This is a genomic window from Corynebacterium sp. HMSC077G07, assembly GCF_001809225.1.
Taxonomy (GTDB): domain Bacteria; phylum Actinomycetota; class Actinomycetes; order Mycobacteriales; family Mycobacteriaceae; genus Corynebacterium; species Corynebacterium jeikeium_D.
The window spans coordinates 1-16277 of record NZ_KV796543.1; the positions used below are offsets into that span (position 1 = coordinate 1).

Sequence of the window (16277 nt, forward strand, 5' to 3'; positions counted from 1 at the left end):
GCGGCCCACTTTTGTTTTACCCACAGGTAAACGGAATTAACTAAGCGTCGATCGGATCCTCGGTTTCCTCTTTTGGTGAATCCTCGTTGGCTCTCTGTGGCAGACTGTCTCTATGACTAATCAGACACCTAACTCCGATGTGGTTAACCTCGCTTCTTCTGAGGACGAGGCTCAAGACAACTTCACTCCCGTAACGACCGAAGAAGGTAAGCTACAACAGCTTATTGAATGGCTCGAAGAACACGTCTCGGCCTATTCCTACTTGAGCGAGGTTGTCCCCTTGGGTGCCTCTGAGGAAGACATTAAGAAGGCTCGTGCGTCAGTCAATGACCGCGGCGCTCGTATGCCAGACGCCATTATTCACGGTTCGATGATGGTCCTGGGGGCGGCTGTCAACCACTCTTCGCCATACCTTGCGTATGCCGACGGCAAGGTAGAGGTGACGGATACGACGGTGGGGGATAGTCCTAGCGTTCCGGTTCGGGTTTTTGTCCCGCAGGATCCAACCGGGTCTGTGGTAGTTGCTGCACACGGCGGCGCTTTCTGGATGGGTGACGGCAGTCTGCGTGAGAATTCCTTCGGCCCAAATATGGCTGCCCTGGCAGCCCGATCGGGCGCAATTGTTGTGGATGTGGATTACCGTCTCGCGCCAGAGCATAAAGTATCTGAGGCCGTCAATGACATCGCGCGGGTAGTCGCATCTGTTGCAGATGATTCGTTGCAGCTTCAAAAATTGGGTGCAATGCCCATCAGTGATCAGAACCCGATAGTTCTCTATGGTGTCTCTTCAGGCGGCCACAACGTTGTTTCTGCGGTGGACCAGATTAGTCAAGACACTCCGGTTGCTCTGTTGCTCGTTGCCCCGGCTCTAGACCTGCGTGGTGCTCCTGCGGTGTGGTTGCAGGCATTCTTCGGCACCTCTGATGATTCGGCAAAGGAAGTGTCACCGGGATTGCATGAGCCGTCGCGAAGCATGCGTGTCCACGTTCAGGCGGCCTCCCGCGATACTGTCGTTCGGCCAGCTACCGAGTACCTGAAGAAGGTTGAGGAGGCAGGGGGAGAGGCCTCTCAGGCGGTATTCTTGGCGACTCACCAGATTGCGGTTCCAAAGGTTCAGCGAGAACAGATTACGGACGCGGCGCGGTTCATTCTAGAGGCCACTCACACGGAACGTGAGCTGCCAGAGGATCCGGCAGGTGAATACGATAAGGAAGCGATCGACCGGCAGAACGAAGAGTCATGGGGCAAGAGCTAGTCAATCCGTTTCAGTTCCCAATGGCGCTCTCGCCGTGCATGTGAGCACCGCGGAGGGGGCGCTGCTAAGGGAAATCGGGGGCGGGTCTAGAACAGTTCAGTGCCAAAATGTCGGGGGCTAACAGCCCCCGGACTAGTTCAGCGGCAGGAGGTTGCGCTTCGTTGCGTGTACCTCTTCCACCCGGTCGATGTTGCGTTCGAGCACATTCCAATCGTTGACAGGAATATTGCGCTGGGCTTGGGCAATGATTGACTTGTCTGGAGTGGACCACGCGAGCGGCACTGGGGTGATCTCGTCGTAGAACTCGGTGCGGCTCTTGTGTGTACCGGCCACAGCAACAGCTGGCACCTTCGCGCCCACGCGGCGGGGGACACCGGAAATCGTGGTGACCGTACGTGTAGCCAGGGCCGGGACGGGCTCGCCATCGGAGGGGTTTTTACGCATGTCCACCAGGGTCATCAGCACCATGGTCCGCTCATCCACACGCGCAATCATGGCCGGAACCAGCGGGGATTCGTCGTAAAGCTCTTGCGGATCCTTAATTGCGCGTCGCACCTGGAAGGTAACGCCGACGTAGAGAGCCGCGAGGGCGAAAAGCACAACCGCGCTGCCGATAACAAACGGCGTGCGGTCGAAAACTATTAGAACCAGCACAGCGCCGACGAGCAGCAGAGCAGAGAAAATGCCGGAGGAGATGAGCAGTCGGCGGGCATCGCGGTAGTACTCGTTGTTGGCGTTGGTGTGCTCGCGGTTGACGGGGAAGTGAAAGTTCATGGCAGTCCTTTAGTTATCCAGTTTTCTAGGATTCCGAGCTAGCGGTGGAATCACCGGGCAGGGAGGGCCCGAGGTACTCATCAGCGTCGACGATTCGGTAGGCGTAGCCCTGTTCCGCCAGGAAACGCTGGCGGTGAGCTGCGTATTCGGTATCGAGCGTATCGCGAGTCACCACCGAGTAAAAGACGGCGCCACCACCATCGGACTTCGGGCGCAGGAGACGCCCCAGGCGCTGTGCCTCCTCCTGTCGGGAACCGAAGGTGCCGGAGATTTGCACGGCGACAGAGGCTTCGGGAAGGTCGATGGAAAAGTTCGCAACCTTGGAGACCACCAGCGTGTTGATCTCGCCGCGCCGGAACTTCCCAAAGAGCTCCTCGCGTTTGGCGTTGGACGTCTTTCCTTCGATGACGTCGACGCCGAGCTCTTCGCCGATCTCTTCGAGCTGATCCAGGTAGGCACCAATCACCAGAGCGGGTTCGCCCTCGTGTCGGGCAAGGATTTGCTTGACGACGGGAATCTTCGTCGGCGTCGTTGCGGCCAGACGATACCTGTCGGAGGCCTCAGCCGTGGCGTAGAGCATGCGCTCGGACTCGGTTGGGGTCACGCGGACCTCAACGCAGTCAGCCGGTGCGATCCAGCCCTGGGCTTCGATGTCCTTCCACGGGGCGTCGTAGCGCTTCGGGCCAATCAGGCTGAAGACATCGCCCTCGCGGCCATCTTCGCGCACCAGGGTAGCGGTGAGCCCCAGTCGACGGCGCGACTGCAGATCCGCGCTCATTCGGAATACAGGAGCGGGCAGGAGGTGGACCTCGTCATAGATGATGAGGCCCCAGTCGCGGGAATCGAATAACTCGAGTGCGCGGTATTCTCCCTTAGTCTTGCGCGTGACCACTTGGTAGGTCGCAATGGTGACGGGGCGAATTTCCTTCTTTTCGCCGGAGTACTCGCCGATTTCGCCCTCGGTCAGCGAGGTGCGTCGCAGCAGCTCGTCGCGCCATTGCCTGCCGGCGACGGTGTTGGTGACCAGAATCAACGTGGTGCGCTGCGCGTCTACCATGGCCGCTGCACCGACGATTGTCTTGCCTGCGCCACAGGGCAGCACCACGACGCCGGAGCCGCCTTCGCGGAAGGAATCAGCCGCCATGCGTTGGTAGTCGCGCAGTTCCCAGGTGTCGTGGCCTCCGGTGCCCTGATCCTGCCAAGCGATGGCGTGTGCCTCACCGTCGATGTATCCGGCGGTGTCATTGGCAGGCCAGCCGACCTTCAGCAGCTCCTGTTTGATTCGGCCTCGCTCGGAGGGGTGCACGGTCCAGGTGTCGGCATCGATTTGCTCACCGAGCATCGGACGAATCTTTTTGTGCTTGGTCACCTCGGCCAGTACCGCAGGGTCGTGTGAAACCAGAATAAGGCCGTGAGCTGGGTGCTTGGTCAGGCTCAGGCGACCGTAGCGGTCCATGGTCTCCGCGACGTCGATAAGCAGCGGCTGTGGGACGGGGAACTTGGAGAAGCGCTCGAGGACGTCGACCACCTGCTCCGCGTCGTGACCGGCGGCGCGGGCATTCCACAGCGCCAGCGGGGTGATGCGGTAGGTGTGCACATGTTCAGGAGCACGTTCGAGCTCCGCGAACGGTGCCAGCGCCGCGCGTGCCGCATCCGCCTCCGGATTATCGACCTCCAGCAGCACCGTCTTGTCCGATTGGACGATCAGCGGACCCGTACCGAAACCCATTATTTCCTCGCCTCGCAGACATTCGACCAAAAATAAGCTAAAGGTCAATTCTGCCACGATTACGCAGAAGATGCGGCACGGGCTCGAATCATCCCGAACCGCCACATTCGCTTCTGCATCGCTTTACGACGGTCCGCGCGCCCGCCGCCTAGTCGACAGGATGTACTTCGGTAATGCGATGCAGCAGGAAGCGCAGCACTTGGCTGGTGGCCGGGTCGATTGCATCGACCTGCCCACCGGAGACTGTGACTGGGCGCACGCGCTTGCGGCCGGGTTTGCCGTTGCGGTCAACGTAGCTCAAATACAGGTCGTCACCGTGGCGAGCCGCGCGCTGCAGGAGCTTGAATGCTTCGGTGCCGGAGGCGTAGTCGCTCGTGCCACCGGTGCTAGTGCTGGCACCGGCAGCTGTGCCCGTACCTGTCGTCGAATCCGCAGCCGAGTCAGAGACCCCAGCAGTGCTGCCACTGGCCGTAGCGCCACTGGAACTACCGGCGTGCTCAGCAGCACGGTTGCCATCGGCAATAGCCGTCAACGCCTGGCTGATGCGTTCCGGTTCGGGCATCGTTGTACGCGCAGTGGGCACCGGAGCTGGCGCCTCAATGCGGCAGGGAGCGAGACCGAGATCCAGCACCAAACCCTCTGCATCTTCGGCGATGATGGAAAAGCCCGCATTTCTAGCGGTCTCAATCACCTGGGCAAGCGGGGCCTGGCTAATTAGCACCGTTTCGGCAATCTTCCGCAACGCCAGGCTTTGTCCAGCTTGGTGACTCTGGAATGAGGCCAGCAGGGCCGGGTCGTCACAGCGGATAAACGAAGCTGCGGGGCCACCGCGGAGACGACCGTGGCGGCGGGCGACGTCGTCAAGCAAATAGGTAATGGACTGCGGCACCTCGCCGACGGCGTAGCGCGAAAGAAACTCCGAGATATCGGCGGCATTGATGCCGGCGTCGAGGGCATCGCGAAGGCTGTCTTCGGTCACGCGGTAGACGCTGGCGAGGCCGGGAGATTCCAGCTGCGCAATCGAACTGAGCATGCGTTCCATCTCCGGGGATGCGGGGCCCGGTACGACGATGGTGTTGTCCGCCTGAACCATCAGGTACGAGGCGTTCGGCGGCAAGAGGTTGTTACAGGCGGCACGCAGATCGTCGAAGGCCTCGGCGGTGCCGGATTCGATGAGCGCGACCGTGGCTTTGCCGACCTCGCTAAGGCCGACGGAAATTGTTTCCACGCCCGGGTCCCGCACGACGATGCCGAGGGCGACCAGCTCGTCGACCACGCCACTGAGCGTCTCGTCCGTGCACCTCGCGTTGGTAATCGGGTAGTAGTAGGCGGCGCATTCACGCAGGTCAGCCAGAGCAACGATGTCGTTGTCGCTTGCCGACGACGCCACCTGCGCACAGCAGGCCAGCACCATTTCCCGGATTGACGGTACCCCGGAGAGCCGAGCTTGTGGGGAGAGTAGAGCAATGCGCTTGCCTTCCTCATTGAGCTGGTCGACCCGCCAGGGAGCTGCGTCGCTAGTGCGAGTGCCGACCGTCAAACTCACCCACCGGTCAACCAGGTCGGCGTCGAGGAAGCCGTCGGCTGCCAGCGTGGGGGCGAAATAGTCACCACCGCTGTCGTGCAGTGGCAGCGGATGTGGAGTACCGACATGAACCAGGCCCGCTGCACTGAGATTAGCCACGCCGCGAGCCAACTCCGAGATGTCGACGCCGAGCTCCTCGATGAGACTGCGGGTTTCCCGCACTCCGATGACACCGTTTTTCAAGGTCGGCGCGGGGTCGGTTCCCAGCAAGTCCAGCAGGTCAGTCGCCTGTCGCAAAGTTTCCCAGGCAGTGGCGGCAGCACGGTCGTTACCGCTGGCGATCGCGTGGGTAGCGGGGGTTTCGGGGCGCAGGGGGACGTCGTCGTCGGCAAGCCCGACTCCACGCATAAGCGCGCGAACGGTGGCGGGCAGGCGGACGGTGCCCTCGTCGATGCGTTCGAGCAGGCCGGCGTTGATGAGCGCTGGGACCGGCAGTGAAGGGTCGGCATCCGGATGAGCGTCCTTTGTGACGCCGAGCCCTCCGGAGTTGGCGAGGGTATCCAGGAGACGCTGCTGCCTGTCTGTGACCTCGGTGAGTGCCGTGCGTAGCTGGCTGCGGCTGGGGCCATCGGGATTGGGCAGAAGATACCAGCCAGGTGGCAACGAGGTGGCGACCTCATCGCTGAGGCAGAAGTAGTCCTGCCAGGGCAGAGGCTTCTTGCGGGTGGACTTGCCGGTGAAGGTGCCGCGGGGGCCGGGACCGTTGCCCCAGATGAGTCCGTATTCGCGCAGGGTATCGAGGCTTGTCCGAATATGCGTGGCCGTGGGCCGTTGATTGGCGGGAACCTCTGCTCGAGAGAGTAAGTCGAGAATGTAGTCGATGAGGGCGTCCGCAGTGACGGGTTCGGCGTCAGCACCGAGGTCGGCGGCGGCCTCAATGCAGGCGAGCTCCAGTGCGGGCAGTCTGGTCAGCGCGCGGGAGACAGAAGCGCGGAGCTGGAGCCTTGCCGCTAGCACCTGGGAAGACTTCGGCGGTGGCGACAGCGCATCGGGGCGATTGCTGAGGATAGTGCCCACAAATTGGTCTGGTTGACCTGCCAACCAGTCGGAAAAGAGTGCAAAGGGGGTGGTGCTAGTCATGACAATCCCCACTTTAGTGAGATTTAAGGAGGGGAGAAGGTGACTGGGGAGAAAATTTTTGGGATAATCTCAGCATGGCTAACGTTGCAAAGAAATCCTATGTCGATCCCGGCTGGCCGAAGGACCTCGAGCCTGGTCAGCACGCTGTTACTGAACTGATTGCTCACCACGCTGGTGCAGATTCGCCTTTCGGCGACATTGAGTTCCCGGTTGATCCGGAGACTCTGGGTTACGTGCACCCGACCACGGTGATTAACAAGTAATCTTTTAGGTTCTTAGCAGAGCTACATCTGCTGGAGGCCCGCAGCCGTGACTGCTAGTTCAGTCATGGCTGCGGGTTTTCACATCTGTGGCCTCGGGGCGGGGGCTTGAGTAGGGGCGCTTGAAGTGGGGGCTTGAAGTGGGCGGGGGCTTATTCAAGCCCGTTTCCGGTTAATCCACCGGAATGGCCCCATGGATGCGGGCTGCAAATGTGAAACTGTGTAAGTTTATGACACTTTCAAGCCATTTTTCGGGCCATTTTTGTCATAAACGCAGTCACTAACTCGCGTTGGCACGCCGTTGCCAGCCATAAACGCAGACAGTAATTCACGCAGTCACTAACTCGCATTGGGTCGGCACCGCCAATCTGCGGAAGGCAAAAAGTAGCCCCGAGGGGATTACCCTCGGGGCTACTGTGATGAGCTGGCTAGCTCGAAAGTCTTAGATCAGACCCTGCAGCTTCGACAGGTCGAACGGAATGGCTGCGACCAGTTCCTGCGGGAGCTCAACCTCGCCGGTCAGTGCACGGAACTCAGCGATGAGTGCCTGAGCGTCGGACAGGCTGTCGACGTTGGACAGGCGGTCAGCGAACTGCTGAACCAGGTCGGTCTTGGAGTCGGAAGCAGCAGCTGCCGGAGCGGCCTGTGCGCGAACAGGAGCGGAGCCCTGGCTCGGGTGCGGACGATCGGTCGGGCCGGAGGAGAGACCCAGGCTTGCGGAGCAAGCCGGCCATGCGCCCCAACCCTGCTGAGCCAGGACCTTCTCAGCAACGTAGATCTGCTGCTCGCGGGAAGCCTGATCAGCGGTCGAAGCGAACTCGTTACCACCGAAAGCGTTCCAGGTGCTTGCGGAGAACTGCAGACCGCCGTAGTAGCCGTTTCCGGTGTTGATGTGCCAGTTGCCACCGGACTCACACTGTGCCAGGCGGTCCCAGTCGGAGTCCGGAGCTGCAGAAGCGGTCGGTGCGAAGATAGCGGCACCGGCACCGAGGATTGCGCCGGTCAGTGCAACCTTTGCCGAAGTGGAAGCGAAGGTGTTGGTCTTAGCTGCGTGGCGAGCCATATGAAAATTTCCTTTTCGTCGATTTTCTTTGTGGCGCCAGTGGGGCTAATGCAACCCCATCTCACTCTTATGGAAAGTTCTTCACGTTGTTGATAACGGGCCGATGTCATCGCACTGGAGTGAGATGAAGGCGATCTATGCGACTTCGTCCGTTAAACGCGTCGATTGCACACCGTAGCGGTTGATAACGAAATAGTCACGCGAATCGCCGGATTCTTAATTTTGAGCGCAGGTGGGAAATATACATAAAAGTAGGTGAAACTGCAGGTAAAAGACGTGACTGTTATTGGTGTTGTGTAAGTTAAAACTTCAAAATGTGATAAAGCTCACGTTATCGTCTTGTTATTTTTCCGGTTTTGGCGCGCCGCATGCACTGAGAAGGATGGCCATAAGAGATAGCCATAAAGAACCAACGCTGGCAGTTAGTTGCCGTCTCGGTGCGTCAATCCGCGAGAGTGCTCGCTTCACACAGATCCGTCTTCCCTTTATGTCCCCATCTATGGGTATAATTGAGTTCTTTAGGTAATCGGAGGTGACGTGCACATGCACGCCGCTACCGCTGCCGCCACTTCGCACTAGTAAGCAGTAATAAATAATGTGTTCCCGGTTGGAGTGCGTCCTGTTTTGGTCGCACCTTAATTAAAGGAACACCATTAAGACAGCACCCGGCCTGGCATATCCTCGCGGTCCTGTCTGGCCAAGCTCGCCCCGAGCGAGCCTCTAACTCTGGCCATTTGTGCGTGCGAGGACGGTGGCAAATGCGGAAGAATTGCATCTCCGATCCGAAGACCCCGAAGGGCAGTCACCGCTGCACAAGGGGAACGAGGTTGAGTGCCCCCAGTCACAGGGCACGGGAAGGTTAGGTGGAAAGTGCCCATCGGTAAGGTCAGGTGGTACGACAAGGATCGCGGTTTTGGCTTCGTTTCGAATCCGGACGGTGAAGATGTCTACATCGGCAGGAACGTGCTGCCGAAAGGCGTGGAAGAACTCGTAACTGGTCAGCGCCTGGAGTACGACTACGCTGACGGCCGCCCAGGCCCGCAGGCTCTCCGGATCAAGGTGCTCGACGAGGGACCGCGCGGTGCCCGTCACCGCCGTGGCGGGGCAGGTGGGGGCGCAGGAGCCCGTCGTCAAGCAAAGAAGCACAGCCCCAGCGATCTCAACGGCATGATTTCGGACATGATTTCCATGCTGGAGTCGACGGTGCAGCGTGACCTGCGCGCCGGGCGTTACCCGGAGCGTAAGGACGGCCACCAGATGGCTGAAGTCCTGCGTGCGGTCGCGCGCGAGCTGGACTCGTAAGTCGGTAGAAGATGTGAAAAACGCCCGCTCACGAAGGTGGATAACCTCAGTGAGCGGGTGTTTTGCTGTGCTTTACGACTGTTCGTTGACGATCGACCAAGTAATACCGTAGGTGGTCTCTTCACCCTCGGAGTTCTTTCCGATGAGCGCGGTGGAAACCTCCACGACCCCGAGTGGGGTGCGTTTGCCGGCAACAGCTGCGGAGCCGGCGATGGTCTCGGTCGTGGCTTCGCCCGGATCCTTGCGAGAGGTGGAGTTGACCGCATCGTCGGAGAAGAAACGCTGCAGAGTCCAAGAGTTAGAGCCAACAGTGGAGCCGACGTTAACCTCAGCTGTCTCCTGCTCGCCCAGGGAGATCTTGGCGGCGTTGGCCTCAGTCGTGGTGCAGGCATTCTTCTCAAAGAGGTCGCAGACACGGTAGGGAAGAACCTCTGTGGTTTCGCCGTCCTGAATGACCTCGATGGACAGCGCGTGCGGGTCGTCGATTGCCTGGTTGGTCCACTTATTGACGGCAAGGACAATGCCGGTGACGACAAGACCCACCACGACAATAGCGCCGACAACCATGAACGCCTTACTATTCTGTTGCCAGCGGCGCCTACTCGATCCCATCAACTCTCACTTCCCGACATTCGTAACGGAATTGAAGCTACGTTCAGTCACACTAGCCGTTCTCGGGCTAGATACTGCTATTCACTCACGGTAACACGGTAGGCCGTGGGCCATTTCTTCCCTGTGAGCAGGAACTGGCGGGGGCCATTGGGGGAGGTAGAGGAAGAATCCGGCAATAGAGCAATGCCGTTGAGCACATCAATACTGTTTTGCTCTGCCGGGGAGAGCTGCGCGTACAAGTCGCGGAAGAGCTCGGTGGCATCGACGATGCCTGTGACCTTTCCGTCTTCCGGGTTGATGCGGTAGATGAATGGACTCTGCCAGACGTTGGCCCAAATCTCGCGGTGCGATTGCGGGGAGTTTGGTCCGTCCGCGTTGCTCTGGTTGTTTGAATCGCTCGTGTCCGCTGGTGCTTCGTCCGGAGCTGCGTCCGGGGCTATGTCGGTGTCGACAGTGACGCACTCGAGTTCGTTGAGCCACGTTGTCTCTGTACCTGCTGCAGTGACGGGCAGTTGACGCTGGGAAGAGAGGTCATCGGGGGCGCGGAAAGTGAGGGTGCCACTGCCGTCGGAGGTCACGATGGTGTCCTCGAAGGAGCACGCGCCCCAGCCTTCGGTGTCGAAGGGAACCTCGCGACGCTGCTTGAGAGTAGCCGCGTCGCGTTCAATGGCGCGTCCTTCCTTCCACGTCAGCTGCCACACGGTATCTCCATGACGGGTAATCCCCTCGCCGAAGAGTTCAGGCTGTAAATCTTCCACGTTGGTCGGCTCGGCTGCAGAGTTGTCGAGCCACTGCGGTAATCGGTAAATCTGGGACTCACCGTAGAGGCCGGTGCCCATCAACAAAGAACCATCGGGTTCGAACTCAAGGCCCTGGACAAAAGGCGCAGCGACATTCTTCTCCGTGGGAAGTGGTGGAGCCAAGACAGGATAGGACTGCTCGATGGCCAGTTTCAGTGTCGGAACGTCACCGAGCCCCGGCACCTTATCGGCACCGACCAGCTCGGAGGGATTAACCGATGCCGAAGTCGACCTTGGGGCGGTGCCGGAGTTCGAGTCCGCACTAGCTCCACTAGAAGGGGCCTCGCCTGAGGGATCGCCACCTGAACCAGTTTCAGCCGCACAGCCGGCCAATAGGGCGGCAGTTGCCACGGAGAGGATGGCAGCTCGGACCGTCGTAAAGCGTGATGAGTGGAAAGGGCGGGCGAGTTTTGCATCGCCCGACGGGAATCTGTCCATAGCTTCACTCTAGGATAGGAAACGTGACTGAAAATCGACGACGTTCCCGAAACAGCCGCCGACGGGGGAAGGTGATGAATCACCAGGCGGTCGACACTGCCCGTACCGCGATTGAAGAGCTCGGGGAGGGGCCTGCCGGCGCGCACACCGGTGTAAGTGTCGTAGGCGAGGGCGTTGCGGTGCATCGTTTTGCGGCTGACCTGCCCGGATACAGGGGCTGGGAGTGGCATGTGGTGGTCGCGTGCGCGCCGGGCACTCAACAGGCGACGGTCAGTGAAGTGGCTCTTGTCCCTGGCGAAACCGCGCTGCAGGCGCCTGAATGGGTGCCCTACGAGGAGCGGCTGCGCCCCGGTGACCTCGGTCCACGCGATTTGTTGCCGGCTGCAGTGGGAGATGAGCGACTCGACGGCGATGACTTGCAGACCCGCACCTTGTCGGCGCGTGGTGTGGAAGACACCGAGCAGCGTTGGGAAGAGGGCGATACCGGCCCCGAGAGTGACTTTGCTCGGGAAGCATTGCACCGTTGCCGAACCTGCGCCTTTATGGTCCCGCTGACCGGGCCGCTCGGTAAGAACTGGGGCGTGTGCGTTAACGAATGGACATTCGATGCCACGGCCGTAAGCTTTGACCACGGCTGCGGTGCTCACTCAGCTATCCCGGAAGTAACGGGGCAGGGTGCACCGGTGGCGGAACCCTACCAGGATTCCCACCTGTAGCTTTCCACCTAGGCAAACGCGATGACGAAGAAGGTGCAGTTTCGACGCCACCGTGGCCCCAGAGACTGCACCGTTACGGTTTTCGGCACAAAAATTCCGCTCTGACACGGATAAACACGTGACACGGATAGTAAAGAGACTCTAGAGAGGCATAAAAAATGGACAAAGGTACGTCCACCTCTGCAACATCCTCAGATGAGGCGAAGGACTCCAAGCCTGCACGGAAGGGGAGCCATCTTTCGGCAGTGGACCGCTATTTTCACATCACGGAGCGCGGTTCGACGACCGTGACCGAGATTCGCGGTGGCGTAGTGACCTTCTTCGCGATGGCCTACATCATTCTGCTCAACCCGCTGATCCTCGGCAATATCGAGGATGTCAACGGCAATAGCCTGGGGATACCACAGGTCGCTGCTGTCACCGCGCTCGCCGCGGGTGTCATGACCATTACTTTTGGTCTCTTTGCCAAGTACCCCTTCGGCATTGCGACGGGCCTGGGCATCAACACCCTGGTTGCCGTGACATTCGTTGCTAACGAGGGGCTGGCCTGGGAAGAAGCGATGGGCCTGGTCGTGCTGGACGGGGTGATTATCGTGCTGCTGGCGCTGACCGGATTCCGCACAGCTGTCTTCCACGCGATTCCGTCCGATATGAAGGCCGCGATGAGTGTGGGTATCGGCCTATTCATTGCCATGATTGGTCTGGTCGACGGTGGCCTGGTTCGCCGTATTCCCGATGCCGCTGACACGACTGTCCCGGTGCAGCTCGGCATCAATGGTCAGATTGCCTCGTGGCCGACCGCCGTGTTCGTCCTCGGGCTGATTATCTGCGGCATCATGGTTGTCCGCAATATTCCAGGTGGCCTGTTCATCGGCATCGTGCTGAATACCATCATTGCGCTCGCAGTCGAGGCCTTGACGGATGCGGGCCCCTCCTTCGCTGATGGCAAGCCAGTGCCGACCGGTTGGAATCTCGCGGTACCGACTCTGCCGGACCGCGTAGGCGGCATGCCGGACTTGTCCCTCGTTGGAGCTGTGGATCTTTTCGGATCCTTTGCCCGCGTCGGTGCCCTCAGCGCCACCATGCTGCTGTTTACCTTGGTCCTGGCGAACTTCTTCGATGCCATGGGCACGATGACTGGTCTGGGCAAGCAGGCCGCACTTGTCGATGAAGACGGTGTGCTGCCGGACATGAAGCGCGCACTGGTTGTCGAAGGCACCGGTGCCATTGTCGGTGGTGCAGTCAGCTCCTCGTCGAACACCGTCTTTGTGGACTCCGCAGCGGGCATCGCCGATGGTGCACGCACTGGCCTTGCCAACATTGTCACCGGCATCCTCTTTCTGGCAGCGATGTTTTTCACCCCGCTCTATGAAATCGTGCCCATCGAGGCTGCCGCGCCAGTGCTGGTCATCGTCGGTGCCATGATGATCGGGCAGATTACCGAGATTGATTTCACCCGTTTCGACATCGCACTGCCGGCATTTTTGACTATTGTCACCATGCCGTTTACCTACTCGATTGCAAATGGTATCGGCATCGGTTTCATCACCTTTGCTGCGATGGCTATCTTCTCGGGTCGTGCCAAGTCCGTACATCCGCTGATGTGGATTGTCTCCGGCCTGTTCATCATCTACTTCGCCGCCGATCCGTTCACCGCTCTGCTGGGCGGCTAAAGAGTTTCCATGAGTACCACCACATCCCTCGAACGCTTTGCGCCCATCGTCGTCGACGATCCCGCCGACAGCCGTCTCGATGACATCCGCAACCTCAACAAGTCCGATTCCCGCCCTGATTTGCCCGGTGGGAAGGGGCTGGTCATCGCCGAAGGCACGCTCATTGTGCCGCGGTTAGTGCGCTCACGCTTTCCGCTCCGCGCAGTCTTTGGTACTCGCCAGAAGCTCGCATCGCTTGCCGACGGACTGACCGCGAGCGAGGCCGCTATTGCGGAAACGGTGCCCTGGTTTGAACTCGACCGCGAGGTTCTGGCCGCAGCGGCCGGATTTGATCTTCACCGCGGCCTTCTGGCCACCGCTGACCGCGCGCCGGAGCTATCGGTGGACCAAGTTCTGAGCGGAGCCACCACCTTGGCCGTGATGGAGGGAGTCGGTGACCACGAGAACATCGGAGCCCTGTTCCGTAACGCGGCGGGCATGGGCGTGGATGGGGTCGTCTTCGGCGCGGCCTGCGCCGATCCGCTGTATCGCCGCAGCGTGCGCGTTTCCATGGGGCATGTGCTGACAGTCCCATTTGCGACTCTGCCCGGTACTACGACCACCTGGCAGCGAAGCCTGGACCAGCTCAAAGAGCAGGGCTTCCGCGTGGTGTCGATGACCCCTGCGGGCACGGTGGACCTGTGGGATGCCATGGACACGGACAAGGTCGCGATTCTCGTTGGCGCTGAGGGGCAGGGGCTTACCGAGCACGCGATGGCAGCCACCGATGTGCGTGCTCGCATTCCCATGTCACCGGGAACTGACAGCCTGAATGTGGCTACCTCCGCGGCGATCGCGTTCTACGAGCGACTGCGCGTTCAGTCGCAGCGCGCAGGGCGGTAGAAACTATTTCCCGAACTTGCCTCGCGCCCGCTGCCAGGTGCGGCCAGCGAAGTTCTTGGCCTTAGCCCCAAAGCGACTGAGCTCCTCCAGAAAGTCTCGGTTCGGCTCTGCGTTGTGAACTTCGTAGTCGTCGTAGGCGCGGTCAAGCTCTGCGCCAGACTCGGACGAACCCGGCTCACCCATTAGCCCGCGTGGACTACGAGACGTCGAATACGAAGCCCCGGGAGCCGCACGACGGCCATCCACCGCAAAACCACTAACAGGGATATCGGTAGCGGGCGAATGCGGGTCGAATCCGAGCCAGTCGGTGATGACGGCGTCGGCAAGCTCTGCCGGAACGAACGGCAAACCGACCCCCTCGCGTGGACGTGAACCCGTACCTTCGAAAGCATCGGGCAGCGGGCGGTGCTTGCCCGCCCAGAAGCTGCCCTCTGCGGGGCAGGGAAGACCGATGTCTTCCAGTGTGCGGTAGCGAGTAGCGGAGAAAGCACGCTTGAGCTCACCATCGTGCCAATGCGCAAAGGCACCGAAGCCCGTGGATTTATTCGACACACTCGCGTAGACGTCCGTGGCGGCAATCTCCTGGCGCAGACGAGGCGACAGCTTGGACAGCTGCGAGACATCATCGAGAACCGTCTGCAGTACGGCAACGCCCTCAAATCCACCGATGTAGTATTCACCGTCACCGGTTTCCGCCGAGCGGTTGAGCGGGAAATCACCAATCGGTGTTACCGGCAACGTCGAGTCATAGAGAGCTAGGAAACGACGCCCGAAACCGCGGTCATGCTGAACACCTGTCTCCAGGGTCGCAGCAGGGTCATTGGTGCTGATAAACCAAATCGTGACTACACCGCGGCGAATCGCGGAGAATTCGAAATCAGAAGCGTTGCCACTGGTCATGGAGCTCATTGTCGAGGGAAACTCCTACTTCTTCGGGCCGTTCGGACGTACGCCGAGTAGCACATCCTCCCACGACGGCATGACAGTCTTCTTCTTGCGCTTCGGCTGCTCCGCGTCCGGGTGCTGCAAGAACTCCGCCTCGTCAACATCGTCGTCGACGTCGCTTTGCGACGGAACATCCTGCTCCCCGTGGCCTCGCTGCGGCTCCGCCGAAGACTGCCATGCGGCTGGCATCTCAGAGGTATCCGCGGTATCAGCAGCTCGATTGGCCTGCGGAGCCAAGTCTCGGTTGCGGCGGGCAAAGTCGGGGTCAATCAGCTCTGCTGCCAGCTCATTGCGAGCAATGGTGAGTGCGGAAAGTCCCTCCGCCTGGTAACTCCACTCAGCTACGTTGGTGGTGTGGCCGACATTCCAAGTAACCGTCACAATCCACTGTCCACTCGGGTCGCGGTAGGCATCCCACGAGGCATCGGCGAGTTCCTGGCCACGAGCGGCAAAAGCGGTGGCGAGAATCTCCCACAGGGACAACTTGGCCGGGCCATCAATGCGACGTGGCTTCGACTGCTTGCCGAGCTCCGCAATACGTGCGCGCTCTGCAAGCACCGGGTAGGCGAAGGACTCAATCTTGCGCGGCTGCATGCCGCTGTACTCAATGAGCTCCTCCACCGTCTGACCGCTGCGAATGCGGTCCTGAATTTCGCGCGGCGACAAAACTACGCGAGGCTCTTCCAGAACAGGCTTCGGCGCCGTTGGAGTCTTCTTCGGTGCCCCGCCTGCCGTAGCGGAGTTGCCGGCCGCCTCGCTGCCTTCGGCCGCGTCGCCGCTTGCGGTGGTGGCTTCCGCTGTGCTGCCACTAGTGGAACTTCCGTCGGTGGAGCCCCTCTCTGCGGTAGCACTCTCCCCAGAGCTACCGCTGGCAGTGGCGGTGGCGGCGCTGGATCCGTCGGCAAGCGATGCGGAATCAGCTGCAGCAGGGGAACCGGCGGCATCGGCGAGCTCGAAGTGCTCGACCAGGAAAGTGCGCAGGTTCTCGTCGAGAGGCAGCGTGAAGCGAAGTCCCTCCTGCCGTTCCTGCTCGGTGATATCGGCGGGAACGAGAATCAGTGAATCGGTCACATCGCCGTCCAGAACGGGCTTCAGCTCCCTCATGCGAGAACCTCCTTGTTGGTCGACGTTATAAGTAATGCTCACTAATCATGGTAAACGAC

At 60.3% G+C, this 16277-nt stretch carries 14 protein-coding genes; 6 read left to right on the forward strand and 8 right to left on the reverse strand.

Annotation, left to right across the window (positions count from 1 at the left end):
* Positions 1 to 112 precede the first annotated feature (112 nt).
* On the forward strand, positions 113 to 1255 hold the full coding sequence (locus HMPREF2562_RS08630) for an alpha/beta hydrolase (RefSeq protein WP_049171987.1): 1143 nt from the start codon (positions 113 to 115) through the stop codon (positions 1253 to 1255).
* A gap of 132 nt (positions 1256 to 1387) precedes the next feature.
* Here the strand turns inward: HMPREF2562_RS08630 and HMPREF2562_RS08635 are convergent, their stop codons facing one another.
* From HMPREF2562_RS08635 to HMPREF2562_RS08645, 3 genes are all read right to left on the reverse strand, one after another.
* Positions 1388 to 2029: a DUF3239 domain-containing protein gene (locus tag HMPREF2562_RS08635; protein ID WP_049171985.1), complete on the reverse strand. Its 642-nt coding sequence runs from the start codon at positions 2027 to 2029 to the stop codon at positions 1388 to 1390.
* Between the two features lie 25 nt (positions 2030 to 2054).
* Entirely contained in the window at positions 2055 to 3758 is a 1704-nt protein-coding gene (locus HMPREF2562_RS08640; RefSeq protein WP_070429506.1) for a DNA repair helicase XPB, read from the reverse strand.
* Between the two features lie 148 nt (positions 3759 to 3906).
* Positions 3907 to 6423 carry a helicase-associated domain-containing protein gene (locus HMPREF2562_RS08645; RefSeq protein ID WP_070549877.1) on the reverse strand — a complete coding sequence of 839 codons (2517 nt, stop codon included), beginning with the start codon at positions 6421 to 6423 and terminating at the stop codon, positions 3907 to 3909.
* 74 nt (positions 6424 to 6497) lie between these two features.
* On the opposite strand from HMPREF2562_RS08645, the gene HMPREF2562_RS08650 reads away from it, so the two are divergent.
* Positions 6498 to 6686, forward strand: a complete 189-nt coding sequence (locus HMPREF2562_RS08650; RefSeq protein ID WP_016423317.1) for a hypothetical protein — start codon at positions 6498 to 6500, stop codon at positions 6684 to 6686.
* Between the two features lie 439 nt (positions 6687 to 7125).
* Here the strand turns inward: HMPREF2562_RS08650 and HMPREF2562_RS08655 are convergent, their stop codons facing one another.
* Positions 7126 to 7746: a transglycosylase family protein gene (locus HMPREF2562_RS08655; RefSeq protein WP_016423316.1), complete on the reverse strand. Its 621-nt coding sequence runs from the start codon at positions 7744 to 7746 to the stop codon at positions 7126 to 7128.
* A gap of 870 nt (positions 7747 to 8616) precedes the next feature.
* Here HMPREF2562_RS08655 and HMPREF2562_RS08660 point away from each other — a divergent pair.
* Complete coding sequence (locus tag HMPREF2562_RS08660; protein WP_070545904.1) at positions 8617 to 9048, forward strand: cold-shock protein; 432 nt, start codon at positions 8617 to 8619, stop codon at positions 9046 to 9048.
* Positions 9049 to 9120: 72 nt separating this feature from the next.
* Here the strand turns inward: HMPREF2562_RS08660 and HMPREF2562_RS08665 are convergent, their stop codons facing one another.
* Together HMPREF2562_RS08665 and HMPREF2562_RS08670 are read right to left on the reverse strand one after the other, a co-directional pair.
* On the reverse strand, positions 9121 to 9615 hold the full coding sequence (locus HMPREF2562_RS08665) for a DUF2771 family protein (RefSeq protein WP_049193037.1): 495 nt from the start codon (positions 9613 to 9615) through the stop codon (positions 9121 to 9123).
* Positions 9616 to 9737: 122 nt separating this feature from the next.
* Complete coding sequence (locus HMPREF2562_RS08670; RefSeq protein WP_070549878.1) at positions 9738 to 10898, reverse strand: glutaminyl-peptide cyclotransferase; 1161 nt, start codon at positions 10896 to 10898, stop codon at positions 9738 to 9740.
* Positions 10899 to 10921: 23 nt separating this feature from the next.
* Here HMPREF2562_RS08670 and HMPREF2562_RS08675 point away from each other — a divergent pair, with 23 nt between their 5' ends.
* The 3 genes from HMPREF2562_RS08675 to HMPREF2562_RS08685 all read left to right on the forward strand — a co-directional run bounded on the left by HMPREF2562_RS08675 (position 10922) and on the right by HMPREF2562_RS08685 (position 14169).
* Positions 10922 to 11614, forward strand: a complete 693-nt coding sequence (locus HMPREF2562_RS08675) for a DUF3027 domain-containing protein (RefSeq protein WP_224433761.1) — start codon at positions 10922 to 10924, stop codon at positions 11612 to 11614.
* A gap of 158 nt (positions 11615 to 11772) precedes the next feature.
* Positions 11773 to 13287: an NCS2 family permease gene (locus HMPREF2562_RS08680; protein ID WP_016423312.1), complete on the forward strand. Its 1515-nt coding sequence runs from the start codon at positions 11773 to 11775 to the stop codon at positions 13285 to 13287.
* Positions 13288 to 13296: 9 nt separating this feature from the next.
* A complete protein-coding gene (locus HMPREF2562_RS08685; RefSeq protein ID WP_070545908.1) occupies positions 13297 to 14169 on the forward strand; it encodes a TrmH family RNA methyltransferase in 873 nt (290 codons plus the stop codon).
* 3 nt (positions 14170 to 14172) lie between these two features.
* Here HMPREF2562_RS08685 and HMPREF2562_RS08690 read toward each other — a convergent pair whose 3' ends face one another.
* A complete protein-coding gene (locus HMPREF2562_RS08690) occupies positions 14173 to 15069 on the reverse strand; it encodes a DUF6928 family protein (protein WP_246815957.1) in 897 nt (298 codons plus the stop codon).
* Between the two features lie 24 nt (positions 15070 to 15093).
* The gene (gene sepH / locus HMPREF2562_RS08695; protein ID WP_083295721.1) at positions 15094 to 16218 is read right to left on the reverse strand and encodes a septation protein SepH; all 1125 of its coding nucleotides are present in this window, start codon (positions 16216 to 16218) and stop codon (positions 15094 to 15096) included.
* Positions 16219 to 16277 lie beyond the last annotated feature (59 nt).

What these genes read in the sequence shown, in the direction of transcription:
- HMPREF2562_RS08650 (WP_016423317.1), top strand. Translation starts at nt 6,498, where the DNA reads ATGGCTAACGTTGCAAAGAAATCCTATGTCGATCCCGGCTGGCCGAAG.
- HMPREF2562_RS08690 (WP_246815957.1), bottom strand. Translation starts at nt 15,069, where the DNA reads ATGACCAGTGGCAACGCTTCTGATTTCGAATTCTCCGCGATTCGCCGC.
- HMPREF2562_RS08665 (WP_049193037.1), bottom strand. Translation starts at nt 9,615, where the DNA reads ATGGTTGTCGGCGCTATTGTCGTGGTGGGTCTTGTCGTCACCGGCATT.
- HMPREF2562_RS08680 (WP_016423312.1), top strand. Translation starts at nt 11,773, where the DNA reads ATGGACAAAGGTACGTCCACCTCTGCAACATCCTCAGATGAGGCGAAG.
- HMPREF2562_RS08640 (WP_070429506.1), bottom strand. Translation starts at nt 3,758, where the DNA reads ATGGGTTTCGGTACGGGTCCGCTGATCGTCCAATCGGACAAGACGGTG.
- HMPREF2562_RS08635 (WP_049171985.1), bottom strand. Translation starts at nt 2,029, where the DNA reads ATGAACTTTCACTTCCCCGTCAACCGCGAGCACACCAACGCCAACAAC.
- HMPREF2562_RS08645 (WP_070549877.1), bottom strand. Translation starts at nt 6,423, where the DNA reads ATGACTAGCACCACCCCCTTTGCACTCTTTTCCGACTGGTTGGCAGGT.
- HMPREF2562_RS08685 (WP_070545908.1), top strand. Translation starts at nt 13,297, where the DNA reads ATGAGTACCACCACATCCCTCGAACGCTTTGCGCCCATCGTCGTCGAC.
- HMPREF2562_RS08630 (WP_049171987.1), top strand. Translation starts at nt 113, where the DNA reads ATGACTAATCAGACACCTAACTCCGATGTGGTTAACCTCGCTTCTTCT.
- sepH (WP_083295721.1), bottom strand. Translation starts at nt 16,218, where the DNA reads ATGAGGGAGCTGAAGCCCGTTCTGGACGGCGATGTGACCGATTCACTG.
- HMPREF2562_RS08655 (WP_016423316.1), bottom strand. Translation starts at nt 7,746, where the DNA reads ATGGCTCGCCACGCAGCTAAGACCAACACCTTCGCTTCCACTTCGGCA.
- HMPREF2562_RS08670 (WP_070549878.1), bottom strand. Translation starts at nt 10,898, where the DNA reads ATGGACAGATTCCCGTCGGGCGATGCAAAACTCGCCCGCCCTTTCCAC.